We start from the raw sequence: 24,170 nt of genomic DNA, 5'->3' as shown, positions 1-24,170 counted from the left end.
GGCTGCTCCCGGCAAATGACAGGCACAAAAAAACCGCTGCTCCCGAGGAAGCAGCGGTTTTGTCGGACCCGCCCGAGGCTTAGTAGCCCAGTGCGAAGTTCTCTTCTTTCATGTCCATCAGGTTGCCAGCACCCGACAGCATGGTTGCCACGTGCGTACGAGTACGCGGCAGGATGCGCTGGAAGTAGAAGCGCGCGGTCTGCAGCTTGGCGGTGTAGAACGCCTCGTCGGACGTGCCGGCAGCCAGTTTTTCGGCAGCCAGGCGCGCCATGTCAGCCCAGAAGTAGGCCAGGCAGGCGTAACCGGAGTACATCAGGTAATCCACCGAAGCAGCGCCGACTTCTTCGCGGTCCTTCATGGCGGCCATGCCGACCTTCATGGTCAACTCGCCCCACTCTTTGTTCAGCGCAGCCAACGGGGTGACAAACTCCTGGACGGCTTCGTTGCCTTCGTTGGTCTGGCAGAACTTGTGGACAATCTTGGTGAAACCTTTGAGGGCTTCGCCTTGGGTCATCAGCACTTTACGGCCCAGCAGGTCGAGGGCCTGGATACCGGTGGTGCCTTCGTACAGCATCGAAATGCGGCTGTCGCGAACGTTCTGCTCCATGCCCCACTCGGCGATGAAGCCGTGGCCGCCATAGATCTGTACGCCGTGGTTGGCCGATTCAAAACCGACTTCAGTCATGAAGGCCTTGGCAATCGGGGTCATGAACGCCAGCAGTGCGTCGGCTTTCTTCTTCTCTTCTTCGTCTACGCCGTATTTGACGATGTCGACCTGTTTGGCAGTGAAGTAAACCATTGCACGGTTACCTTCAGCGAAGGCCTTCATGGTCAACAGCATGCGACGCACGTCAGGGTGCACGATGATCGGGTCCGCAGCTTTTTCCGGTGCTTTCGGGCCAGTCAGCGAGCGCATTTGCAAGCGATCGCGAGCGTATTTCAGGCCGCCCTGGAAGCCGATCTCGGCATGTGCCAGACCTTGCAGCGCGGTACCCAGGCGTGCGGTGTTCATAAAGGTGAACATGCAGTTCAGGCCTTTGTTCGCCGGGCCGATCAGGAAGCCGGTGGCCGCGTCGAAGTTCATCACGCAGGTGGCGTTACCGTGGATGCCCATCTTGTGTTCCAGGGAACCACAGGTCACAGCATTGCGTTCGCCGATCGAACCGTCAGCGTTCGGCATGAACTTGGGAACGATGAACAGCGAAATGCCCTTGGTGCCAGCCGGTGCATCCGGCAGGCGTGCCAACACGATGTGGACGATGTTGTCGGCCATGTCGTGTTCGCCGGCCGAGATGAAGATCTTGGTGCCGGAGACTTTGTAGGAACCGTCGGCCTGAGGTTCGGCCTTGGTGCGCAGCATGCCCAGGTCGGTACCGCAGTGTGGTTCGGTCAGGCACATGGTACCGGTCCACTCGCCAGACACCAGCTTGGTCAGGTAAGCCTCTTGCTGCTCAGGCGTGCCGTGCTCGGAAATGGTGTTCATCGCGCCATGGGACAGGCCCGGGTACATGCCCCACGACCAGTTCGCTTCACCGACCATTTCGCTGACTGCCAGGCCCAGTGACTCCGGCAAGCCTTGGCCGCCGTGCGCCACGTCGTGAGCCAGGCTCGGCCAGCCGCCTTCGACGAATTGCTTGTAAGCCTCTTTGAAGCCAGTCGGGGTCTTAACGCCAGACTCGCTCCAGGTGCAGCCTTCGGTGTCACCCACGCGGTTCAGCGGAGCCAATACCTGCTCACAAAACTTGGCGCCCTCTTCGAGAATGGCGTCAACCATGTCCGGAGTCGCGTCTGCGCAAGCCGGAAGGCTCGAATAGTGCGCTTCGTAGCCGAGCAGCTCGTCACGAACGAAGCGAATATCACGCAAGGGGGCCTTGTAGTCAGGCATAGCGATAAACCTCTGCTGATGTAACCGGGGATGAACGACCGCGTTGATTTCTTGTGGCGGTCAAACAGTTGTTTGAAACATACGTTTACGACCAAAACTTGTCAAGCGCCGATCTTTTTCCGTTCGTCATCATGGCTGCGACATTTTCAACACGCAGCCGAATCCGGCCGCTGGCGCATGCAGCGGGGTACATGAAAGATTAGTTGAGGGAGAAGGACTTACGCACAAAAACGCCGCACGGAGGCGCGGCGTCAGGCTTGTAGCAGGAGAGGCGATTCAGGCGTAAGTATCGATCAACGTTCCGAGCATTTCATCGGAAGCCTTGGCCACCTTCACACCCAGCTCAGCTTGAAGCCTGCCCTGGGACATTTCGATCAGGTTGCTGGCCACATCCGACTGCTGACTGCTATCGACCGAACGCAGGCGCCCGGCCTGGAGTTCGGAAGACTGACTGAGCGCCGACCGCTCGAGGCTGGTGTTGGCAATTTGCCCGGCAGCCTGGTCGATGCGGTTCTGCCCGGCTTGAACCGTACCCAGCCCGGCATAAAAAGCGCTGTTACCTGAGATTTCCATCGCAGAATCCGTCCTTGTGAAGGATCAACAACCCTCATTGAAGCAGACCTGCCGGCAAAAGACCCGACAAAAACACTAATGGCACAGTGCCTTGTCATAGGCAAAACCTAGTCCAGCAGATCCAGCTGCAGATGCTCGGCCACGGCTTCAGCGCTCACCAGCTTGAGTTTTGGGACCCGGCCGAGGCAAGGCGCAGGGATTCGCTCGGCCAGTGTCGCGAGATTTTCCTCCAGGCGCGAAGTCTTCGGATCGATGATATTGGCCACCCAGCCCGCCAGCTGCAGGCCGTCGCGGGCGATCGCTTCGGCTGTCAAAAGCGCGTGATTGATGCAGCCCAGGCGCACACCCACCACCAGGATCACCGGCAGGTTCAGCGCCTTCGCCAGGTCCGACAGATTATCCTGGTCCGCTAGCGGCACCCGCCAGCCGCCGGCGCCTTCGATCAATGTGAAGTCCGCCTGCATGTCCAGAATCTGCTGCATGGGAATGAACAGCGATTGCACGGTCAACGCCACGCCCGCTTCGCGGGCGGCCAGGTGGGGGGCAATGGCGGGCTCGAACGCGACCGGATTGACCTGCACATAGGTCAACGGCAAGGAACATTCTGCCAGCAATGCCAGGGCATCGGCATTGCGCAACCCCTTGGGTGTCACATCACAGCCGGAGGCCACCGGCTTGCCCGCTGCCGTGCTCATGCCCGCCGACCGCGCGGCATGCAGCAAGCCTGCGGCTACGGTGGTCTTGCCCACATCGGTGTCCGTACCGGTAATGAAATAGGCTGCACTCATAAGGGTTTCTCCAGCACCGCGTAGACCACTTGATAAGTCGCCGGCAGACCTTCGGCCTGACGAAACTGCTCATAAGCCTCGATCAAGCCGAGGATCCGCGCCCGACCGGTCAGACCACCGGGCCGACCCGGATTGATATTGTGTGCACCCAACGCCTTGAGCTCATGGGTCAAGCTGCGCACATCCGGGTAATGCAGTACATGCGCACGGGTTTGCAAGCTCGCGACACGCAATCCACTGTCGGCGCACAAATGCTGATAGATGCCCAGCTCGCGGAAGCGATTGACGTGCACCATGCCGTCCACCCGGCGCCAGCTGTCGCGCAACTCGAACAACGTGCCCACACACAGACTAGCAAACGCGAAAACACCCCCCGGTTTGAGCACCCGCCGCGCTTCACTGAGCACCGAGGCGAAGTCTGCGCACCACTGCACCGCCAGGCTGGAGAAGATCAGGTCACAGCTCGCATCCTGCAGCGGCAGGCACTCTGCGTCCCCGGCGATGAAATGCGTTGCACCACCCAGAGGCCGAGCGTGCGCGAGCATGCCCTCGGCGATGTCCAGCGCCACACCCTGCGCGCCGGTAAAGCGTTCGCCCAGTGCACGACTGAAGTAGCCAGTGCCACAGCCCAGGTCCAGCCAGCGACCCGCAGAAAAATCTTCCGGCAAGCGACGCAATAACTCGCTGCCAACATCGCGCTGCAATTCGGCCACGCTGTCGTAGGTGCCCGCGGCCCTGGAAAAGGAGGCCGCCACCTGGCGCTTGTCCGGCAAACCGCCAGACAGGTTGGGAAGGGACAAATCAGTCATCGCCGCTCTCATGCAAAAAGGCCTGGATCGCCCCGGCCACTCCGTGCGGGTCCTCCAGAAGAAAAGCGTGACCGGCCTGTTCAATCAGACCGATTTCGACATCCGGCAGCAGCGCCAGCAAGTCGCCTGCCGCTTCAGCGGGTACCAGCCCGTCCAGGCCGGCGAACAGGTGCAACTGCGGACCGCGAAAAGCTTGCAATGCCTGGCGGGTATCCAGTTGCGCCAGCAACTCCAGGCCGCTCATCAACACTGCTGGCGAGCTGTGCGGAGCACCGCCCAGCAAAAGCCGTGACAGACCGCGCGAGTCCTCGGCGCCCTGGGCGCACAGCAGCGAAAAACGCTTGAGGGTCGTTCGCGGATCGTCGCGGCAACCGGCCAAAAAAGCATCAAAAGTCTCACCGGGCATCGCACTGGGCCATTGTTCATGGGCAACGAACGAAGGATTGCTTGCCAGCGTCAGCAGGCCGCAACAGCGATCACCGCGCCTGGCGGCCAACTCGGCCGCCAGCATGCCGCCCAGCGACCAGCCGCCCAGCCAGGCGTCTTGAGGTACGGTGGAGTCGAGTTCATCCAGCCAGTCGTCGAGATCACTCGACTCCAGCTCCGGCAGCGGCTCGATCTCGACATTCAGGTGTTCATCCAGCCCGTGCAACGCCGCAGCCAACGGTTCCAGGGGCGAAATTCCGAGGCCCCAGCCTGGCAGCAGAATCAGTCGATTACGCATGGCTTGGCTCAGCTCCCAATTGTTGAAAACAATCTGCCAGTGCGTTTAACAATAGCTGCACCTGCGCTTCGCTGTGCGCAGCGGTCAGGGTCACGCGCAACCGGGCGCTGCCGGCAGGCACAGTGGGTGGGCGAATTGCAGTCACCATCAGGCCGCGCTCGCGCAGCATCTGTGACAGGCGAACCGCACGCCCGGCGTCACCGATCATGATCGGCTGGATCGGCGTGAAGCTGTCCATCAACTCCAGGCCGATCTGCTGCGCCCCCTGGCGGAACTGGCCGATCAACGTCTTCAAGTGCGCCCGCCGCCAGTGTTCGCTGCGCAGCAGCTCGAGGCTTTTGAGGGTGGCGCATGCCAGGGCGGGAGGCTGACTGGTGGTGTAAATATAGGGGCGCGCGAACTGGATCAGGCTTTCGATGAGCTCTTCGCTGCCGGCAACAAAGGCTCCCGCTGTGCCGAAGGCCTTGCCCAGCGTGCCGACGAGCACCGGAACATCCTCCTGGCTCAGGCCGAAATGCTCGACGATCCCACCGCCGTTGGCACCCATCGCCCCAAAACCGTGGGCATCGTCGACCATCAACCACGCGCCCTTGGCCCGGGCTTCACGCGCCAGGGCGGGCAGGTCGGCGATATCGCCGTCCATGCTGAACACGCCGTCGGTAACCACCAGGGTATTGCCGGTGGCTTTTTCGAGCCGCTTGGCCAGGCTTGTCGGGTCGTTATGCAGGTAACGATTGAAGCGCGCGCCGGACAGCAGGCCGGCGTCCAGCAATGACGCATGATTGAGGCGGTCTTGCAGCACTGTATCGCCCTGCCCCACCAACGCGGTCACTGCGCCCAGGTTGGCCATGTAACCGGTGGTGAACAACAAGGCGCGGGGGCGACCAGTCAGGTCAGCCAAGGCTTCTTCGAGTGCGTGGTGCGGCCCGCTATGGCCGATCACCAGATGCGAGGCCCCACCCCCCACGCCCCACTTGGACGCGCCAGCACGCCAGGCTTCAATCACTTGGGGGTGATTGGCCAGGCCAAGGTAGTCGTTGTTGCAGAAGGCGAGCAACGGCTGACCATCGACCACCACTTGCGGGCCCTGGGGACTTTCGAGCAGCGGGCGGTGGCGGTAGAGGTTTTCGGCACGACGGGCTGCCAGGCGTGCGGCGAGATCAAAAGACATGCAGGCCTCGAAGGTCAAATCCCATAAAACAATGTGAGCACGCCCCCTGTGGGAGCGAGCCTGCTCGCGATGAGGCCAGAACACTCAATATCGATGCCGACTGGTCTAACGTATCGCGAGCAGGCTCACTCCCACAGGGTTTGTATTCCAATCAGCGGCAGCGGGATCTTCAAACGGCCGCGTTATAGAACTGCTCGCTACTTTTCTGCTCCACCAGCGCCTGCTCGATCGCCGCCTGATGCACCTCATCGGCATGTTCTTCACGTGCTTCCGGCAGTATCCCCAGGCGCGAGAACAACTGCATGTCCTTGTCAGCCTGCGGGTTGGCAGTGGTCAGCAGCTTGTCGCCGTAGAAAATCGAGTTGGCGCCGGCGAAAAATGCCAGGGCCTGCATCTGCTCGTTCATCGCCTCACGGCCCGCAGACAGGCGCACGTGGGATTGCGGCATGAGGATGCGCGCGACCGCCAACATGCGGATGAAGTCAAAGGGGTCGATGTCCTCGGCATTTTCCAGCGGCGTGCCGGCAACTTTCACCAGCATGTTGATCGGCACCGACTCCGGATGCTCCGGCAGGTTGGCCAGCTGGATCAGCAGGTTGGCGCGGTCATCGAGGGACTCGCCCATGCCCAGGATTCCGCCGGAACAGATCTTCATCCCCGAATCACGCACATAGGCCAGGGTTTGCAGGCGCTCGCCGTAGGTGCGGGTGGTGATGATGCTGCCGTAGAACTCCGGCGACGTGTCGAGGTTGTGGTTGTAATAGTCCAGGCCCGCCTGGGCCAGCGCCTCGGTCTGGTCCTGATCGAGACGTCCCAGGGTCATGCAGGTTTCCAGGCCCATGGCTTTCACACCTTTGACCATCTCCAGCACATAGGGCATGTCCTTGGCCGAAGGATGCTTCCAGGCCGCGCCCATGCAGAATCGCGTCGATCCGATGGCCTTGGCGCGAGCGGCCTCTTCGAGGACCTTCTGCACTTCCATCAGCTTTTCTTTTTCCAGCCCGGTGTTGTAGTGACCCGACTGCGGACAATATTTGCAATCTTCCGGGCAGGCACCCGTCTTGATCGACAGCAGCGTGGAAACCTGGACGCGATTGGCGTCGAAATGCGCGCGGTGCACCGTCTGCGCCTGGAACAGCAGGTCATTGAATGGCTGCACGAAGAGCGCTTTGACTTCGGCCAAAGACCAATCATGACGCAGGTTTGCAGTGGTGCTGGCGCTCATGGGCGTTTCCTTGTTTTATGCTTGGCAGGCGCCGGTTATGGAATAACCACAGGCGCGACACGGATGTTCGGCATATTTAAGGAAGAGCGATGCGCTGTCAACCACGTTACGATGGACCGGTTTACATCTGGTTAAAAAACAAACAGTCTTGTTTGCTGTGCCAGGAAGATGCCGAAGAGACCGCCCCGATCTGCATGGCCTGTGAAACCGAGCTGCCATGGCTGGGCGATCAATGCCAGACCTGCGCACTGCCCTTGTTCGCGCCAGGCATGACCTGCGGGCAGTGCATGAAGCAACCGCCAGCTTTTAAACAGGTCGCTGTGCCCTGGCTTTACGACTTCCCGGTGGACAGCCTGATCACCCGCTTCAAACACAGCGCAAAATGGCCATATGGGCGCCTGCTCGGCGAACTTCTCGCACAATACCTGCAGCATCGCTTTGACGAAGGCATGCAGCGCCCGGACGCGCTGGTGCCGGTTCCCATGGCTACCCGGCGCTTGCGCCAGCGGGGCTTCAATCAGGCGGCGATGCTGGCTCGCTGGCTGGGTGAACTACTGCAAATCCCCTGCGACGAGAAGCTGGTGCTGCGGGTTCAGGACACCAGCGCGCAGCAGGACCTGAAGGCTGATGCCCGGAAAAAGAACTTGCGTGAGGCTTTCGCCCTGACCCTCGATGCCTCAATCAAGGGCCGCCACCTGGCACTGGTCGACGACGTGCTGACCACCGGCGCTACCGCCCAGGCCGTCGCGCGCCTGTTGATGGAAGCCGGCGCTACCCAGGTGGACGTCTACTGCCTGGCGCGCACCCCAAAACCCTCTGAGAGCAAGGCTTGACCGCCCCCCAACCTTTGGGGCGAATCCTGTGGGAGCAAGGCTTGCCCGCGATGGACGATGACGCAGTCCACAGGCTTGACTACCAGGCGCCCAGGCGCCAACGTCCTGCAAGTCGCCACAACCAAAGCGCCCTGCCATGTCACTGCCAACGTTATTATCCCAGCACATCGTTCGACGCCCGCAGCGCATCGCCCTGCTGCAGCACATCGCCGAACAGGGCTCGATCACCCGCGCGGCGAAAAGCGCCGGGCTCAGTTACAAGGCTGCCTGGGACGCCATCGATGAGCTGAACAACCTGGCGCAAAAACCCCTGGTGGAACGCAGCGTCGGCGGCAAGGGCGGTGGCGGCGCCAGGCTTTCCAGTGAAGGTGAGCGGGTGTTGCGCCTGTATCAGAAGCTCCAGGTCGTGCAGGCCCAGGTGCTGGAAACGGCTGAGGAAGCCAGCGACCTGAACCTGCTCGGTCGCTTGATGCTCAGGACCAGCGCGCGCAATCAACTGCACGGCAAAGTCGTTGCGATCACCGCCCAGGGGCGCAACGACCGGATCCGCCTGGAGTTGGCCGCAGGGCTGGTCATCGACACGCAGATCACTCACGACAGCACCCTGCGCCTGGAACTGCAGACCGGTACCGAGGTGGTGGCGCTGATCAAGGCCGGCTGGCTTGAGTTGCTGGGCATGGATCAACAGTCGACACCCGGCACCAACTGCCTGCAGGGCAGGATCGAAGCAATAATCGACGCCGAGGACGGCCCGAGTGAAGTGCGCATCAGCCTGCCCAACGGCCAGACCCTCTGCGCGCTGGCCGAGCCGCTACACCTGCGAACACTGGTCCTGGACGTCGGCAAACCGGTACAGGTGCAATTTGCTCCCTCCAACGTACTGTTGGGTACACCGCTCTGAAACATTAGCGTCATTAATGCGCTTTAAGGTGGCTGCAAAATCCTGCAGGGAGCCTGATGTGAACCTACTAGAAGAAAACCAGTCCACTGACCTCGAAAAAATGGTCGGCCTCAGCCGCCGCGGCTTTATCAGCGCCGGAGCGCTCTGCGGCGCGGCCATGTTCATGGGCGGTAGCCTGCTGAGCCGCAGCGTCCTGGCCGCCAGCGTCAGCGCCGGCACCAGCCAGCTTCTGGGTTTCGACAGCATCCCTGCCGCGACCAACGACGCCATCAGCCTGCCTCCGGGCTACCGGTCTTCGGTGCTGATCAGTTGGGGACAGCCGCTGCACAAGGATGGCCCGGCCTTCGATCCAAGCGGCAACGGCACCGCCGAGCAACAGGAATTGCAGTTCGGCGACAACAACGACGGCATGAGCCTCTTCGAGTTTCCCGGAGAAAAAGACCGCGCGCTGATGGCGATCAACAACGAATACACCAACTACCGCTATCTCTACCCCCACGGTGGCATGCCGCAATCGGCGGCCGACGTGCACAAAGCCCTGGCCTGCGAAGGCGTGTCGGTGATCGAAGTGCAGCGCAAGGGCGACCAATGGCACTTCGTCCAGGGCTCGCGCTACAACCGGCGCATCCATGGCAACGCGCCCATCGACCTGAGCGGTCCTGCAGCCGGGCATGCGCTGGTGAAAACCAGCGCAGACCCACAGGGCAAACATGTCCTCGGTACTTTCCAGAACTGCGCCAACGGCAAGACGCCATGGGGCACTTACCTGACGTGCGAAGAAAACTTCACTGACTGCTTTGGCAGCAGCGACGCCGGACAGCCGTTCGATGCCGCGCAAAAACGCTATGGCGTGGTCGCCGCCAGCAAGGAAATCAACTGGCACCCCCACGACCCGCGCTTCGACATGGCGAAGAATCCCAACGAGCTCAACCGTCACGGCTGGGTGGTGGAGATCGACCCGTTCGACCCCCAATCGACGCCGAAGAAGCGCACTGCCCTGGGCCGCTTCAAGCATGAAAACGCTGCGCTGGCAGAAACTGCCGACGGTCACGCCGTGGTCTACATGGGCGATGACGAGCGCGGCGAGTTCATCTACAAGTTCGTCAGCCGCGACAAGATCAATCATGCAGATGCCAAGGCCAACCGCGACTTGCTGGATCACGGCACCTTGTACGTCGCACGGTTCGACGCTGGCGACAGCCATGCAGATCATCCAAAAGGTCATGGCGAGTGGATCGAGTTGACCCACGGCAAGAACGGGATCGATGCCAGTAGCGGTTTTGCCGACCAGGCGCACGTGCTGATCCATGCACGCCTGGCTGCCAGCGTGGTCCATGCCACCCGCATGGACCGCCCGGAATGGATCGTCGTCAGCCCCAAGGACGGCCAGGTCTACTGCACTCTGACCAACAATGCCAAGCGTGGCGAAGAGGGCCAGCCGGTGGGCGGCCCTAACCCGCGGGAGAAGAATGTCTACGGGCAGATCCTGCGCTGGCGCACCGATCGCGATGATCACGGCGCCAACAGTTTTGCCTGGGACCTGTTCGTCGTTGCCGGCAATCCGGGCGTTCATGCCGGTACGCCAAAGGGTGGCTCGTCGAACATCACGCCGCAGAACATGTTCAACAGCCCGGACGGCCTGGGATTCGACGATGCCGGCCGGTTGTGGATTCTCACCGATGGCGACTCAAGCAATGCCGGCGACTTCGCGGGCATGGGCAACAACCAGATGCTCTGCGCCGACCCGGTGACGGGCGAAATCCGCCGGTTCATGGTGGGCCCGGTCGGCTGCGAAGTCACCGGGATCAGCTTCTCGCCAGACCATAAAACCCTGTTTGTCGGCATCCAGCATCCGGGGGAGAACGGCGGTTCGACCTTTCCCGAGCATCTGCCGAACGGTAAGCCACGGTCTTCGGTAATGGCTATCAGCCGTGAAGATGGCGGCGTGGTCGGCGCCTGATAAAACTTCATCGCGGGCAAGCCTTGCTCACACAGCTCCATGCGCCACTTTAGAGTCGGCGCCAACCCTGTGGGAGCGGCGGTGCGACGATTCGACTTGCCCGCGAAGGCGTCCGCCCGGACGACACACATCTCAACCCCACCCCCTAAACAAGCCCCGTCTGCGCTACCATGCTTGGCCGGACGCGGCAGCCTGCTGCGCGCAGGAGTCAGCATGGCCCACCCGTTTGCAACCCTCACCCCAGATCTTGTGCTCGATGCCGTCGAAAGCATCGGTTTTCTCAGCGACGCCCGCATCCTGGCCCTCAACAGCTACGAAAACCGTGTCTATCAAGTCGGCATCGAAGACGGTGAACCGCTGATCGCCAAGTTCTACCGCCCACAGCGCTGGACCAACGAAGCGATTCTTGAAGAGCACCAGTTCACCTTCGAGCTCGCCGAATGCGATGTGCCCGTGGTGGCGCCAATGATTCATAACGGTGCCAGCCTGCACGAGCACAACGGTTTTCGTTTCACCCTGTTCCCGCGCCGTGGGGGCCGCGCGCCGGAGCCAGGCAACCTCGACCAGCTGTACCGCCTGGGTCAATTGCTCGGGCGTCTGCACGCCGTGGGCGCGACCAAACCGTTCGAACATCGCGAAGCATTGGGCGTGCAGAACTTCGGCCATGCCTCGCTGGCGACGTTGCTTGAAGGTAATTTCATTCCCAAGAGCCTGCTGCCCGCCTATGAGTCAGTGGCCAGGGACCTGCTCAAGCGCGTTGAAGAGGTCTATAAGGCCACTCCACACCAGAACATCCGCATGCACGGCGATTGCCACCCCGGCAACATGATGTGTCGAGACGAGATGTTTCACATCGTCGACCTCGATGATTGCCGCATGGGCCCTGCAGTGCAGGACATCTGGATGATGCTTGCCGGCGATCGCCAGGAATGCCTCGGCCAGTTGTCAGAACTGATGGACGGCTATAACGAGTTCCACGACTTCGATCCACGGGAACTGGCGCTGATCGAACCGTTGCGCGCGCTACGCCTGATGCACTACAGCGCCTGGCTGGCCAGGCGCTGGGATGACCCGGCGTTCCCCCACAGCTTCCCGTGGTTCGGCACTGAGCGGTATTGGGGCGATCAGGTGTTGGCACTGCGTGAACAACTGTCGGCGCTCAACGAAGAACCGCTGAAGCTTTTTTGAGATTAAAAGATCGCAGCCTCTGGCAGCTGTAGGAGCTGCCGAAGGCTGCGATCTTTTTGTTTTCCGACAGGACACATCTATACAACCGCCCTACAATCCCCTCTTTGTTAGCTGCCTAAGCAAGGATTCTGCATGCAAGCCGCCAACCCGCGTCGCGGGTACATCCTGGGCCTGAGTGCCTACATCATCTGGGGACTTTTCCCGCTCTACTTCAAAGCCATCGCCAGCGTCCCCGCCGTGGAGATCATCATCCACCGCGTGCTCTGGTCGGCGCTATTCGGCGCCTTGCTGCTGATGGTCTGGAAGCACCCAGGCTGGTGGCGCGAATTGCGTGACAACCCTAAACGGCTGGCGATACTGGCCTTGAGCGGTACGCTCATTGCGGCCAACTGGCTGACCTACGTGTGGTCGGTAAACAATGGGCGCATGCTCGAAGCCAGCCTGGGTTACTACATCAACCCGCTGGTAAACGTGCTGTTGGGCATGCTGATCCTCGGCGAGCGCCTGCGACGCATGCAGTGGCTGGCGGTGGGCCTCGCGGCGGCTGGCGTGGCACAACAGGTATGGCAAGTCGGCAGCCTGCCCTGGGTGTCGCTGGTACTGGCATTGACCTTCGGTTTCTACGGCTTGATTCGCAAGCAGGCGCCGGTCAAGGCCCTGCCCGGCCTGGTGGTGGAAACCTGGATGCTGGTGCCAATCGCCGTTGCATGGCTGCTGTTCAACCCCGCGGCGAGCAGTGCGCAAGCACAGTTCTGGACCACGTCCGAAGCCTGGTGGCTGGTGGCTGCCGGGCCGGTGACGCTGATACCGCTGGTATGCTTCAACGCCGCCGCACGCCACTTGCCCTACACAACCCTGGGATTTCTCCAGTACCTGGCGCCAACGCTGGTGCTACTGCAGGCGGTACTGTTGTTTGATGAGCACCTGTCTTCCAGCACCCTGGTGGCCTTCATCTTTATCTGGGCAGGCCTGGCGGTTTACAGCGTCGATGCCGTGATAAATTTGCGCCGGCGCAGCTGATCAAAAAACACTCAAACCTCTGCAGGCCACGACGCTCGTGGCCTGCAACCAACTGCCCCAAGGTTATCCACAGCGTGATCCCCTGCGATTGTGCGCAAGTGATTGAAACTGCTGGTTTTTTGATCAACTCTTGAAGAGGCCCGGCCCGCCTGGGCTGGCGGGCTGTCTCTACAGGTTATCCACAGGCAGGTGCACGTTTAACTTGGATAACCTTCTCAAGCCTCACTGCGCAGCACCAGTTCCACCATCAGATCATCGGCCAACGTTTCCAGGCGCGACTGCAATACATCAAGCGAAAGCGTCAGCGGCACCGCCAGAATCGCTTCGGCGTGGAACAGCGGTTCGCTGCTCATGGGTGCAGGACGTACCTCGGTAACCAGCCGCTCGAGATTCACGCCCTGCTCGCTGAGCAGGCGAGTGATGTCGCGCACGATCCCCGGACGATCATTGCCCACCAACTCCATGGCGATCGGCTTCCAGGTGCAGGACTGTTCAATGCCACTTTCGGCGATCAGCACACGGATCCCGTGGGCGGACAAGGCTTGCAGCGCATCGACCAATTCGTCATAGGCTTCGGCCGGCACCCCCACCCGCAGGATCCCGGCGAACTGCCCGGCCATCCGCGACATTCGGCTTTCCAGCCAGTTACCGCCGTGCTCGGCAATGCACTGGGCGATGCGCTCGACCTGCCCAGGCTTGTCCGGAGCGAAAACTGTGAGTACGAGGTGGTCCATGGCGCAGCCCTCTTTTGTTATAGAAAAGGAAGTATAGGCAAGGGGAGATTCTGTGTTGAATCGTCTGCCGTCATCGCGAGCAGGCTCACTCCCACACGGATTGCGTCCTGTGAGAGCGAGCCTGCTGGCGATTGGGTGACCCACGAAAAACCTGCAAACCACAAATCGTGTACAACTTTTTATATTTAGCTGGAACAATCCATCACTTTTTTGAGAACATCCCGTTCCCCGTCGCGACCGCAATGCGTCATGGGGTCGCAGAACGACGCAATTAGTCTAATTTTCACAACCGCAATTCATCATGTAGTATGCCGCAGCGCGCACTACATAACGTTGGATCGATGTCTGCCAAGGCGCAGTCGCAACCCCTGAAAGCCCCATCAGCAAGGCTTCAAGCCGTTGATTGGACCAACCCCAGCCGCCCGCAAGGGCATGTACTGGCGCCAGGGTTTGTGGTTTAAATGGCCAGAGGCTTCATTGTCATAATTGAAGAGCTGAAAAGCGAAATAGCTGAGCAGAGTGAGGCAAGCAATGACTGAACACGTTCAAGTCGGTGGCCTGCAGGTCGCCAAAGTCCTGTTCGACTTCGTGAACAACGAAGCCATTCCCGGTACCGGCCTCACCGCCGATAAGTTCTGGGCCGGTGCCGACAAGGTCATTCATGACCTGGCGCCGAAGAACAAAGCCCTACTCGCCAAACGCGATGATTTCCAGGCTCGTATCGATGGCTGGCACCAAGCGCGTGCCGGCCATGCACATGACGCCGTGGCCTACAAAGCCTTCTTGCAAGACATCGGTTATCTGCTGCCAGAAGCGGCCGATTTCCAGGCAACGACGCAAAACGTCGATGACGAAATCGCCCGCATGGCCGGCCCGCAACTCGTGGTGCCGGTGATGAACGCGCGCTTCGCGCTCAACGCCTCCAATGCCCGCTGGGGTTCGCTGTACGACGCGCTTTACGGCACTGATGCCATCAGCGAAGCCGACGGTGCGGAAAAAGGCCAAGGCTACAACAAGGTCCGCGGCGACAAGGTCATTGCCTTCGCCCGCGCCTTCCTCGACGAAGCGGCCCCCCTGGCTGCCGGCTCGCACGTAGACTCCACCAGCTACAAGATTGTTGACGGCAAACTGGTGGTCGCCCTCAAAGGCGGCAGTAATTCCGGACTGCGCGACGACGCTCAGCTGATCGGCTTCCATGGCGATGCCGGGGCACCCACCGCGATCCTGCTGAAGAACAACGGCCTGCATTTCGAAATCCAGGTCGATGCCCGCACCCCCGTCGGCCAGACGGACGCGGCCGGCGTCAAAGACATCCTGATGGAAGCCGCGTTGACGACCATCATGGACTGCGAAGACTCCGTAGCGGCTGTCGATGCTGACGACAAGGTGGTGATCTACCGCAACTGGCTCGGCCTGATGAAGGGCGACCTGGCGGAAGAAGTTGCCAAAGGCGGCAAGACTTTCACCCGCACCATGAACGCCGACCGCACCTACACCGGCGTCGACGGCAAGGAACTGAGCCTGCATGGCCGCTCCCTGTTGTTCGTGCGTAACGTGGGTCACCTGATGACCATCGACGCCATCCTCGACAAGGACGGCAACGAAGTGCCGGAAGGCATTCTCGACGGCCTGGTAACGTGCCTGGCCGCGATTCACAGCCTCAACGGCAACAATTCGCGCAAGAACAGCCGCACGGGCTCGGTCTATATCGTGAAGCCGAAGATGCACGGCCCGGAAGAAGCCGCGTTCACCAACGAGCTGTTCGGTCGCATCGAAGACGTGCTGGACCTGCCGCGCAACACCCTCAAGGTCGGGATCATGGACGAGGAGCGCCGCACCACGGTCAACCTCAAGGCATGCATCCAGGCAGCCGCCGAGCGCGTGGTGTTCATCAACACCGGCTTCCTCGACCGCACTGGCGACGAAATCCACACCTCCATGGAAGCCGGCCCGATGGTGCGCAAGGCCGACATGAAGGCTGAAAAATGGATCGGCGCCTACGAGAACTGGAACGTCGATATTGGCTTGAGCACCGGCCTGCAAGGTCGTGCGCAAATCGGTAAAGGCATGTGGGCAATGCCCGACCTGATGGCGGCGATGCTTGAACAGAAAGTCGCTCACCCTCTGGCCGGTGCAAACACCGCCTGGGTACCGTCACCAACCGCAGCGGCGTTGCACGCATTGCACTACCACAAGGTCGACGTGTTCGCTCGTCAGGCCGAACTGGCCAAGCGTGCCCGCGCTTCGGTGGACGACATCCTGACCATTCCGCTTGCCGTGAACCCGAGCTGGACTGCGGAGCAGATCAGGAACGAACTGGACAACAACGCCCAGGGCATTCTCGGCTACGTGGTGCGCTGGATCGATCAGGGCGTAGGTTGCTCCAAGGTGCCGGACATCAATGACGTCGGCCTGATGGAAGACCGTGCGACCCTGCGTATCTCCAGCCAGCACATCGCCAACTGGCTGCGTCACGGCATCGTCACCGAAGAACAAGTGATGGAAAGCCTCAAGCGCATGGCGCCGGTGGTTGACCGTCAGAACGCCAACGACCCGCTGTACCGCCCACTGGCTCCGGACTTCGACAGCAACATCGCCTTCCAGGCGGCGGTCGAACTGGTGGTGGAAGGTACGAAGCAGCCGAACGGCTACACCGAGCCGGTCCTGCACCGTCGTCGCCGTGAGTTCAAGGCTGCCAATGGCCTCTGAGTAAACGCTAGCGGCGAACAAAAAAAGGCCCTGATCTTCGGATCAGGGCCTTTTTGCATATGAATGAGATAGTTTTTGGGAGTTGACTATGGCTCCAATCCCAACTCGTGCTTCACCAAACCCAGCAGCTTCACGGTATCAATGGGCTTGAGCAGAAAGTCCACCACGCTCAGGTGCATCGCTGCGATGGCGTCTTTCACATCGGCATCGCCGGACACAATGATGATCGGCATCGCCGCCCGCACCGATTCACGAACCTGGCGGATCAGGTCCAGGCCATCGACATGCCCCATCCGCAAATCGGTGATCACCAGGCCAATCGAGGGTTTCTCGTCCAGCATCTTCAGTGCGGTTTCACCGCTGGCTGCGGTCAGGCAGCGAATACCATCCAGCGCCAGGATCTCCGACAATAATTCACGTGCATCTTTGTCATCATCGACGATCAACACACGCTGGGGCGGTAGATCGGGTTCGAGCATGACCGCACTTAGCGCCTCGCGCTCGGCGTCACTCAGGATATCTTGGTCGGACATGGCTTTCTCAAAGGTTACAAATCGTTCCTGGCCCACTCGTGAGACATCGCCAGCCAGCGGTTCAATGTGCACTTCGTCGGATTTATTTCCAATAGGTGGGGAGTGAGATTTTTCCCAACGTTACGTCGGACTCTTCCGATAGTTAATCCGGTCGTTGCCTACCTAGACTTACGTCCAATGGGCACCCTGCGCCCATGGGCCGACCATGTTGAAGTCATCCGACAACAATAATTCCAAACGACTGCGGTAATGGTTATGAGTAAAGCGGACGCCTTCACCCAGGCAGGGAAAACTGCGGTGTTGCAAAACATCCAGGGCACTTTGCAGTTCCTTCAGCGCTTCCCGCCGTTCAATCACATGGAACACGCTCACCTGGCGTACCTGGTCGAGCAATGTCAGCTGCGCTTTTACGGACCCGGCGAGAGCATCATCAAGCCTGACGATGGCCCTGTTGAACACTTCTACATCGTCAAACAAGGCCGCGTCGTGGGTGAGCGCCCGCACACCGCCAAAGGCGGCACCGAAACCACCTTCGAAATCACCACCGGCGAGTGCTTTCCTCTCGCAGCGTTGCTGGGTGAGCGGGCCACTCGTACCGAGCACCTGGCGGCTGAAGACACCTTCTGCCTGCAACTGAACAAGCTGGCGTTCATCAAACTGTTCGCGCTTTCCCACACCTTTCGCGATTTCGCCCTGCGTGGCGTCAGCAGCCTGCTGGATCAGGTCAACCAGCAAGTCCAGCAAAAAGCCGTGGAAACCCTGGGCACCCAATACTCGCTCAATACCCGCCTGGGCGAGTTGGCCATGCGTCATCCAGTGACCTGCAGCCCGGTCACGCCACTGCGCGAAGCCGTGACCCTGATGCATGAACAACAGGTCGGCAGCATTGTGGTGGTCGATGGCGATAAGGCCCCGCTGGGGATTTTCACCCTGCGCGACTTGCGGCACGTGGTGGCAGGCGGCACCAACGACTTCAATGAAGCCATAGAACGGCACATGACCCGCGCACCATTCTTTTTAACCCCGGACCACAGTGCATTTGATGCAGCGATCGCCATGACCGAGCGGCACATTGCCCACGTCTGCCTGGTCAAGGACCACCGCCTGTGCGGTGTGGTGTCGGAACGTGACCTGTTTTCCCTGCAGCGGGTCGATCTGGTGCACCTGGCGCGGACTATCCGCAGTGCCCAGCGCGTGGAAAGCCTGGTGGCGCTGCGCGGCGAGATCGGCCAACTGGTGGAGCGCATGCTGGCCCACGGCGCGTCTTCCACCCAGATCACCCATATCATCACCCTGCTTAACGATCACACGGTGTGCAGGGTGATCGAACTGACACTGGCCGAGAAAGGCGACCCGGGCGTGCCATTCAGCTGGCTATGTTTCGGCAGCGAAGGCCGTCGCGAGCAGACGCTGCACACCGACCAGGACAACGGCATTCTGTTCGAGGCGAGGGACGCCGCCCATGCGGCAGAAATTCGCGGCAAATTGCTACCCATCGCCCAACAGATCAACCAGAGCCTGGCGCTGTGCGGTTTTACCCTGTGCAAGGGCAACATCATGGCCGGCAACCCCGAGCTGTGTTTGTCCCGCGCTGAATGGGCGCGACGTTTCTCGGCGTTCATCCGCGAGGCCACGCCGGAAAACCTGCTGGGCTCGAGTATCTATTTCGACCTTCGCGTGGTCTGGGGCGATGAGCAAGGCTGTGAACAATTGCGCAGGGGCATTCTCGACCAGGTCGCCGACAATCGTTTGTTCCAGCGCATGATGGCCGACAATGCCCTGCGCAACCGCCCACCTGTAGGACGCTTCCGCGAATTCGTGCTGGCACGCAAACATGGCGAGAAAGCCACGATGGATTTGAAAGTCCAGGGCCTAACGCCCTTCGTCGACGGCGCCCGGTTGCTGGCGCTGGCCAACGGAATCGAGACCAACAACACCTTGGAACGCTTTCGCCAACTGGTTGATAAAGAGGTCATCGACCGGCTGGACGGCGCGGCCTACGAAGAGGCCTATCATTTCATCCAGCAAACCCGCATGCAGCAGCATCAGCTACAGACCCGGGAGAACCTGCCCTACTCCAACCGGGTCGACCCCGACAGCCTCAATCAGCTGGATCGGCGAATCCTGCGTGAATCCCTGCGCCAGGCCCAGCGTCTGCAAAGCAGCCTCACAGTGAGGTATCAGTTGTGAGCCTGTTTTCCTGGTTGCGCCCCGCCGGCCCCGCGCTGTCTGGCGAAATATTGCAACGTCTGGGTCGCTTGCCGCCGGCGATCGGGCTGAGCGAATGCAGCCTTCGCGAACAACGCTGGGTGGTGCTGGACCTGGAAACCACGGGGCTTAACCTGAACAAGGATCGGGTGTTGTCGATTGGTGCGGTAGTGATCGAGGACGGGGCCATCGACTTCAGTCAGCAGTTCGAACGAACCCTGCAATGCGCCGACATGAAACTGGCCCCCAGTGTGCTGATCCATGGCCTTGGCCCAAGCGCCATTGCGGCGGGCAGCGATCCGGCGCAGGCGTTGCTGGAGTTCATGGAGTTCCTGGGGGACAGCCCGGTGCTGGCTTTTCATGCCCCCTTCGATCAGCACATGCTCGGCCGGGCACTGAAGGATCATCTGGGGTACAAGTTGCAGAATACCTTTCTCGATGTGGCAGACATCGCCCCGCTATTGTGCCCCCAGGCGCCTATCCGCGAGGCCGGACTGGACGAGTGGATAGACTGGTTCAAACTCGAAGTGTTCGAGCGCCATAACGCCAGTGCCGACGCACTGGCCACCGCCGAACTGGCACTGATCCTGTTCAGCCGGGCACGGCAGCAGCAGATTCACAGCCCGTTGAATCTGCAGCAGCGGCTGAGTCAGTGGAAGCGGCGGCAGCAGTCTCCCTCCTTCTGATAGACGGCGCCTGACTAAACCACCCGACCAGCGCCAATTGCTTACCTCCCCCGCCTCTGCCACAATCGCGAACAATTCTCGTTAGTTAACTCTTCCCAATCGGTGATGCTGCGTGCCGTCAGTCCAAAGCCCCCACAGTGAGCTCGTCGGTGCGCTATATCGCGACCACCGCAGCTGGCTATTGGCTTGGCTGCGCCGCAACGTTGCCTGCCCGCAACGGGCCGAAGACCTCAGTCAGGACACGTTCGTACGACTGCTGGGGCGTGGCGAAATCCACGAGCCCCGCGAACCCCGGGCGTTTCTGGTGGCAATCGCCAAGGGTCTGCTGTTCGACTACTTCCGCCGCGCCGCCCTGGAGCAAGCCTACCTGACCGAGCTGATGCTCATTCCCGAGGGCGAACACCCCTCGGTGGAAGAGCAGCAACTCATTCTCGAAGACCTGAAAAACATCGATCGCCTGCTCGGCAAACTGTCGAGCAAGGCGCGTGCGGCGTTTCTGTATAACCGTCTCGACGGCCTCAGCCACGCAGAAATCGCCCAGCGTCTCGGGGTGTCGGTACCCCGGGTCAGGCAATACCTGGCCCAAGGCATTCGCCAGTGCTACATCGCGCTGTACGGTGAGCCAGCATGAGCCCCGTGAGCTCCAAACCGGTCTCGGCCCAGGTACTGGACGCGGCGATTGCCTGGCAGCTGTCACTGGATTGCGCCAACCCGGTGGAGCGCGAAGAGTTCGCCAAATGGCACGCCGCCCACGAAGAGCACGCGCGCGCCTGGCGTCAGTTGGGCATGCTTGACCAGCGTTTCAGTGTAGCCAATGGCCCGGCCCGCGCCGCGTTGCTGCAATCGCGTGAGGGCATCCGCCGACGCGTGCGCAAGCTGGGCAGCGGCCTGGCCAGCATCGTGGCGGTGATTGGCCTGGCATTGTTTGCGGGAGAGCGTTACTTGCCGCTCGACTATTGGCTGGCCGATCAGCGCACGGCCACTGGCGAGCAGCGCACCTTGCGCCTGAGCGACGGCACCGTGATCAACCTGAACACCCATAGCGCCGTGGACGTGCGGTTTGACGAGACGCAGCGTCGGGTGATTCTTCAGGACGGCGAAATCCTCGTTGAAACCGGCCACGGCGATGCCCGGCCGTTTATCGTCGAAACCCGCGAAGGCAGCCTGCGCGCACTGGGAACGCGGTTCCTGGTCAAGCGCGAAGAGGATGGCACACGCCTTAGCGTGTTGAAATCCGCAGTGGCCGCCCACCCGCAGGCGAGCCGCGACGAACAGATTCTGCGCGAAGGCCAGCAGGTGCTGATGCGCAACAACGGCCTGGGCCCGGTCGTCGCGCTCAAGCCCGGCGCCGACGCCTGGACTCGCGGCATGCTGGTGGTGGACAACGCGCGCCTGGAAGACCTGGTGCATGAACTGAGTCGTTACCGGCCGGGTTATCTGGGCGTAGCGCCCGAAATTGCAGACCTGCGGATCACCGGCAGTTTCCCGTTGAAGGATACCGACAAGGCCTTGCGCGCATTGCTGCCAACACTGCCAGTGCAGATTGAGCAGCACACGCAGTGGTGGGTGACGGTGGCGAAGGCTGAGGCTGAGGCTGAGGCTGAGGCTGAGGCTGAGGCTGAGCCTTGAAACCTGTGGGAGCAACGCTTGCTCGCGAGGAGGCCAGGAGATTCACTGCAAAACCTGAATCAAAATTATTTTCACCTGGCCCTATCACTTTTGGAATTTCGTTCGGCACCTAGGCAATTGAGAAGTATTCCCTTTCAGGAGCCGCTTTATGTCCCGTACGCTAGACACCTTGTTGCGCCCCAGCCTGTTGGCCGTGGCCATTGCCCTCAGCGCCCCGCTGGCCAGCGGCCCGCTATTGGCCGCCGAGCAGGCCTCCAGCGTGCGCGCCTACAACTTGCCGGCGGCTCCCCTGGCCAGCACCTTGAACCAGATCGCCAGCCAGGCGGGCCTTGCGCTGTCGCTGAACCCCTCGCTTGCCGCCGGTAAAACCTCGGCACCCGTCCAGGGCCAGTTCGACGCCACCGGCGCCTTGCGCGAAGCGTTGCGTGGCACCGGCTTGCAACTGGAGCAAAGCAGCGCGGGCACGTTCAGCCTGGTGGCCGTGCCTGAGGGCGTGATGGCCCTGCCGACGACCAATGTGACAGGAGTGGAAAACACCGAGAGCGCCTGGGGCCCGGTTGACGGCTACCTCGCCACTCGCACTGCTGCCGGCACCAAGACCGACACTGCCCTGGTGGAAGCACCGCGCTCGATCTCGGTCGTCACTCGCCAGCAGATGGACGACCGCAACGTACAGAACATTGATGACGCCGTGCGCTACATGCCCGGCATCGTCGCCAGCAGCTACGGCAGCGACACCCGTGCCGACTGGTTGCGTGTACGCGGCTTCGAACCGACCCAGTTCCTCGACGGCCTGCCGCTGCCAAAAGGCGTATACGCCAACCCGAAACAGGAAACCTGGAACCTCGATCGACTCGCCCTGCTGCGCGGTCCGGCCTCCTCCGTGTATGGCCAGACCCCGCCGGGCGGCATGCTGGACATGGTCAGCCGCCGCCCCAGCGCCGAGTCGAGCAGTGAAATCCAGGTGGAATATGGCAGTGACAATCATCGCCAGATCAACTTTGCCAGCACCGGCAAGATCGACGAAGACGGTCGGTTCCTCTACGGCCTAAGCGCAGTGGTCCGCGACAGCGGCACGCAGATCGACCACGTCGATAACAAGCGCTACAACATTGCGCCCAGCCTGACCTGGAACATCGACGACGACACCAAATTTACCCTGCTGACGCAGTTCACCCGCGACGATACCGGCATCACCAGCCAGTTCCTGCCGATACAGGGCACCAAAATCCGCTCGCCACTGGGTGACATTTCCCATCACAAGAACCTCGGTGATCCAGACTGGGAATACTACGACCGCACCTACTACGCCTTGGGTTATGCCTTCGAGCATCGCCTGAACGATGTCTGGCAGTTCAAGCAGAACCTGCGCTACACCAAATCGGACCTGTCGTTCCAGGCGCTCACCCCCGGCGCCTACCCGTTCACCCAGGTGGACGCCCAAGGCAATGTCGGTCGTTCGAGCACCAGTGTCGACGAAGACATCAGCCAATTCGCCGTGGACAACAACTTCCAGGCCGATTTCGCCACGGGTGATGTAGGTCACACCTTGTTGATCGGCCTCGATCACCAGCGCACCAACACCAACTACACCTCGATTTTCGGCGATGGCCTGACCACCAACGTCAACAATCCCGTCTATGGACTGCCCATCGTGCGCCCGCCGCGTTCCGATGCGTTCTACGACTACGATCAGAAGACCTACCAGACCGGCCTGTATGTGCAGGACCAGATGTACATCGATCAATGGCGACTGACGCTGGGCGGTCGTGAAGACTGGGTGCACACCGGTACCAAATTTTTCAACAAAGGTGATGCCACCAACACCGAGCGCGACAAGAAATTCAGCGCCAATGCGGCCATCAGCTACGTGTTCGACAACGGCATCGTGCCCTACCTGTCCTACGCCGAATCGTTCCAGCCAACCAGCAACGCCACGGCCTCGCCCACCGATTCGTTCAAGCCTACCGAAGGCGAGCAATGGGAGTTGGGTATCAAGTATCAACCGCCTGGGAGCAACACCCTGCTGACCGCTGCGGTGTATACCCTGACGCAGAAGAACGTCTCCGTCACCACCACCAACTCCAATAATGTCTCGATCACCAGCCAGACCGGCGAAGTGAAAGTCAAAGGGCTGGAACTGGAAGCCGTCTCCGACGTGACCGAAAACCTCAAAGTCATCGCGGCCTACACCCTGGCCAAATCCGAGGTACAGGACGGCGCGTTCAAGGGCAATCGCCTGCAACTGATGCCCAACCAGCAGGCTTCGCTGTGGACCGACTACACCTGGCACACCGGTGTGCTCGACGGCTTTGGCGTAGGCGGCGGCGTTCGCTACACCGGTAATACCTATGGCGACCAGGCCAACACCGAGCTGGGCAAGGCGGACGCTTTCACCGTGTTCGACGCCGCTGTCCACTACGATCTCGGCCGCCTGGACAACAGCCTCAAAGGTGCGTCCCTGGCACTGAACGCCACCAACTTGTTCTACAAGGATTACATCTCCACCTGTGACAGTTTCTATTGCTACTACGGCGACCAGCGCAGTGTCGTCGCCAGTGCGACCTACAAGTGGTAAACGCTTGACCTGACAC

The 24,170-nt window shown here is 60.9% G+C and carries 20 protein-coding genes; 11 read left to right on the top strand and 9 right to left on the bottom strand.

The window, feature by feature from the left end; genetic code table 11:
* Window positions 1-79: 79 nt before the first annotated feature.
* The 7 genes from UB23_RS14175 to bioB all read right to left on the bottom strand — a co-directional run bounded on the left by UB23_RS14175 (window position 80) and on the right by bioB (window position 7,175).
* Complete coding sequence (locus UB23_RS14175; RefSeq protein WP_045059940.1) at window positions 80-1,885, bottom strand: phenylacyl-CoA dehydrogenase; 1,806 nt, start codon at window positions 1,883-1,885, stop codon at window positions 80-82.
* Window positions 1,886-2,161: 276 nt separating this feature from the next.
* Window positions 2,162-2,458, bottom strand: a complete 297-nt coding sequence (locus UB23_RS14170) for a hypothetical protein (protein WP_045059939.1) — start codon at window positions 2,456-2,458, stop codon at window positions 2,162-2,164.
* A 107-nt stretch (window positions 2,459-2,565) separates the two neighbouring features.
* Complete coding sequence (bioD, locus tag UB23_RS14165; protein ID WP_045059938.1) at window positions 2,566-3,246, bottom strand: dethiobiotin synthase; 681 nt, start codon at window positions 3,244-3,246, stop codon at window positions 2,566-2,568.
* On the bottom strand, window positions 3,243-4,055 hold the full coding sequence (gene bioC, locus UB23_RS14160; protein ID WP_045059937.1) for a malonyl-ACP O-methyltransferase BioC: 813 nt from the start codon (window positions 4,053-4,055) through the stop codon (window positions 3,243-3,245). The genes bioD and bioC overlap by 4 nt, the downstream gene beginning before the upstream one ends.
* Window positions 4,048-4,779 carry an alpha/beta fold hydrolase gene (locus tag UB23_RS14155; protein WP_045059936.1) on the bottom strand — a complete coding sequence of 244 codons (732 nt, stop codon included), beginning with the start codon at window positions 4,777-4,779 and terminating at the stop codon, window positions 4,048-4,050. Before UB23_RS14155 ends, bioC begins: the two co-directional genes overlap by 8 nt.
* Entirely contained in the window at window positions 4,772-5,950 is a 1,179-nt protein-coding gene (gene bioF / locus UB23_RS14150; protein WP_045059935.1) for an 8-amino-7-oxononanoate synthase, read from the bottom strand. Before bioF ends, UB23_RS14155 begins: the two co-directional genes overlap by 8 nt.
* Window positions 5,951-6,119: 169 nt before the next feature.
* Window positions 6,120-7,175, bottom strand: coding sequence for a biotin synthase BioB (gene bioB / locus UB23_RS14145; protein WP_045059934.1), 1,056 nt, complete (start codon window positions 7,173-7,175; stop codon window positions 6,120-6,122).
* Window positions 7,176-7,264: 89 nt separating this feature from the next.
* Between bioB and UB23_RS14140 the strand changes: the two genes are divergently transcribed.
* The 5 genes from UB23_RS14140 to rarD all read left to right on the top strand — a co-directional run bounded on the left by UB23_RS14140 (window position 7,265) and on the right by rarD (window position 13,077).
* A complete protein-coding gene (locus UB23_RS14140; protein WP_045059933.1) occupies window positions 7,265-8,008 on the top strand; it encodes a ComF family protein in 744 nt (247 codons plus the stop codon).
* A gap of 136 nt (window positions 8,009-8,144) precedes the next feature.
* Window positions 8,145-8,909, top strand: coding sequence for a TOBE domain-containing protein (locus UB23_RS14135; RefSeq protein ID WP_045059932.1), 765 nt, complete (start codon window positions 8,145-8,147; stop codon window positions 8,907-8,909).
* Between the two features lie 58 nt (window positions 8,910-8,967).
* A complete protein-coding gene (locus UB23_RS14130) occupies window positions 8,968-10,869 on the top strand; it encodes a PhoX family protein (RefSeq protein WP_045059931.1) in 1,902 nt (633 codons plus the stop codon).
* A gap of 213 nt (window positions 10,870-11,082) precedes the next feature.
* Window positions 11,083-12,057, top strand: a complete 975-nt coding sequence (locus UB23_RS14125; protein WP_045059930.1) for a serine/threonine protein kinase — start codon at window positions 11,083-11,085, stop codon at window positions 12,055-12,057.
* A gap of 132 nt (window positions 12,058-12,189) precedes the next feature.
* Complete coding sequence (rarD, locus tag UB23_RS14120; RefSeq protein WP_045059929.1) at window positions 12,190-13,077, top strand: EamA family transporter RarD; 888 nt, start codon at window positions 12,190-12,192, stop codon at window positions 13,075-13,077.
* Between the two features lie 215 nt (window positions 13,078-13,292).
* Here rarD and UB23_RS14115 read toward each other — a convergent pair whose 3' ends face one another.
* On the bottom strand, window positions 13,293-13,811 hold the full coding sequence (locus UB23_RS14115) for a glycine cleavage system protein R (RefSeq protein WP_045059928.1): 519 nt from the start codon (window positions 13,809-13,811) through the stop codon (window positions 13,293-13,295).
* A gap of 531 nt (window positions 13,812-14,342) precedes the next feature.
* On the opposite strand from UB23_RS14115, the gene UB23_RS14110 reads away from it, so the two are divergent.
* Window positions 14,343-16,520 carry a malate synthase G gene (locus UB23_RS14110; RefSeq protein WP_045059927.1) on the top strand — a complete coding sequence of 726 codons (2,178 nt, stop codon included), beginning with the start codon at window positions 14,343-14,345 and terminating at the stop codon, window positions 16,518-16,520.
* Between the two features lie 86 nt (window positions 16,521-16,606).
* Here the strand turns inward: UB23_RS14110 and UB23_RS14105 are convergent, their stop codons facing one another.
* Window positions 16,607-17,053 (bottom strand): response regulator, encoded by a 447-nt coding sequence (locus UB23_RS14105; RefSeq protein ID WP_045059926.1) that lies wholly within the window; start codon window positions 17,051-17,053, stop codon window positions 16,607-16,609.
* A 249-nt stretch (window positions 17,054-17,302) separates the two neighbouring features.
* Here UB23_RS14105 and UB23_RS14100 point away from each other — a divergent pair, with 249 nt between their 5' ends.
* The 5 genes from UB23_RS14100 (at window position 17,303) to UB23_RS14080 (ending at window position 24,154) form a co-directional block, all read left to right on the top strand.
* On the top strand, window positions 17,303-19,243 hold the full coding sequence (locus tag UB23_RS14100; protein WP_045059925.1) for a putative nucleotidyltransferase substrate binding domain-containing protein: 1,941 nt from the start codon (window positions 17,303-17,305) through the stop codon (window positions 19,241-19,243).
* Window positions 19,240-19,947 carry a 3'-5' exonuclease gene (locus UB23_RS14095; protein WP_045059924.1) on the top strand — a complete coding sequence of 236 codons (708 nt, stop codon included), beginning with the start codon at window positions 19,240-19,242 and terminating at the stop codon, window positions 19,945-19,947. Before UB23_RS14100 ends, UB23_RS14095 begins: the two co-directional genes overlap by 4 nt.
* Before the next feature lie 112 nt (window positions 19,948-20,059).
* Window positions 20,060-20,578 carry an RNA polymerase sigma factor gene (locus UB23_RS14090; protein WP_045059923.1) on the top strand — a complete coding sequence of 173 codons (519 nt, stop codon included), beginning with the start codon at window positions 20,060-20,062 and terminating at the stop codon, window positions 20,576-20,578.
* Complete coding sequence (locus UB23_RS14085; RefSeq protein WP_045059922.1) at window positions 20,575-21,576, top strand: FecR domain-containing protein; 1,002 nt, start codon at window positions 20,575-20,577, stop codon at window positions 21,574-21,576. The genes UB23_RS14090 and UB23_RS14085 overlap by 4 nt, the downstream gene beginning before the upstream one ends.
* Before the next feature lie 148 nt (window positions 21,577-21,724).
* A complete protein-coding gene (locus UB23_RS14080) occupies window positions 21,725-24,154 on the top strand; it encodes a TonB-dependent siderophore receptor (protein WP_045059921.1) in 2,430 nt (809 codons plus the stop codon).
* Window positions 24,155-24,170 lie beyond the last annotated feature (16 nt).

It is taken from the genome of Pseudomonas sp. ES3-33 (genome assembly GCF_000952175.1).
Classification (GTDB): domain Bacteria; phylum Pseudomonadota; class Gammaproteobacteria; order Pseudomonadales; family Pseudomonadaceae; genus Aquipseudomonas; species Aquipseudomonas gregormendelii.
The sequence above is the reverse complement of the archived record's forward strand: the minus strand, read 5'-3'. Positions and strand labels throughout refer to the sequence as shown.

Coding starts and splice junctions, on each gene's coding strand:
- UB23_RS14085 (WP_045059922.1), top strand. CDS start 20,575: ATGAGCCCCGTGAGCTCCAAACCGGTCTCGGCCCAGGTACTGGACGCG.
- UB23_RS14110 (WP_045059927.1), top strand. CDS start 14,343: ATGACTGAACACGTTCAAGTCGGTGGCCTGCAGGTCGCCAAAGTCCTG.
- bioF (WP_045059935.1), bottom strand. CDS start 5,950: ATGTCTTTTGATCTCGCCGCACGCCTGGCAGCCCGTCGTGCCGAAAAC.
- bioC (WP_045059937.1), bottom strand. CDS start 4,055: ATGACTGATTTGTCCCTTCCCAACCTGTCTGGCGGTTTGCCGGACAAG.
- UB23_RS14170 (WP_045059939.1), bottom strand. CDS start 2,458: ATGGAAATCTCAGGTAACAGCGCTTTTTATGCCGGGCTGGGTACGGTT.
- bioD (WP_045059938.1), bottom strand. CDS start 3,246: ATGAGTGCAGCCTATTTCATTACCGGTACGGACACCGATGTGGGCAAG.
- UB23_RS14080 (WP_045059921.1), top strand. CDS start 21,725: ATGTCCCGTACGCTAGACACCTTGTTGCGCCCCAGCCTGTTGGCCGTG.
- UB23_RS14155 (WP_045059936.1), bottom strand. CDS start 4,779: ATGCGTAATCGACTGATTCTGCTGCCAGGCTGGGGCCTCGGAATTTCG.
- UB23_RS14135 (WP_045059932.1), top strand. CDS start 8,145: ATGTCACTGCCAACGTTATTATCCCAGCACATCGTTCGACGCCCGCAG.
- UB23_RS14105 (WP_045059926.1), bottom strand. CDS start 17,053: ATGTCCGACCAAGATATCCTGAGTGACGCCGAGCGCGAGGCGCTAAGT.
- UB23_RS14100 (WP_045059925.1), top strand. CDS start 17,303: ATGGTTATGAGTAAAGCGGACGCCTTCACCCAGGCAGGGAAAACTGCG.
- rarD (WP_045059929.1), top strand. CDS start 12,190: ATGCAAGCCGCCAACCCGCGTCGCGGGTACATCCTGGGCCTGAGTGCC.
- bioB (WP_045059934.1), bottom strand. CDS start 7,175: ATGAGCGCCAGCACCACTGCAAACCTGCGTCATGATTGGTCTTTGGCC.
- UB23_RS14125 (WP_045059930.1), top strand. CDS start 11,083: ATGGCCCACCCGTTTGCAACCCTCACCCCAGATCTTGTGCTCGATGCC.
- UB23_RS14115 (WP_045059928.1), bottom strand. CDS start 13,811: ATGGACCACCTCGTACTCACAGTTTTCGCTCCGGACAAGCCTGGGCAG.
- UB23_RS14175 (WP_045059940.1), bottom strand. CDS start 1,885: ATGCCTGACTACAAGGCCCCCTTGCGTGATATTCGCTTCGTTCGTGAC.
- UB23_RS14140 (WP_045059933.1), top strand. CDS start 7,265: ATGCGCTGTCAACCACGTTACGATGGACCGGTTTACATCTGGTTAAAA.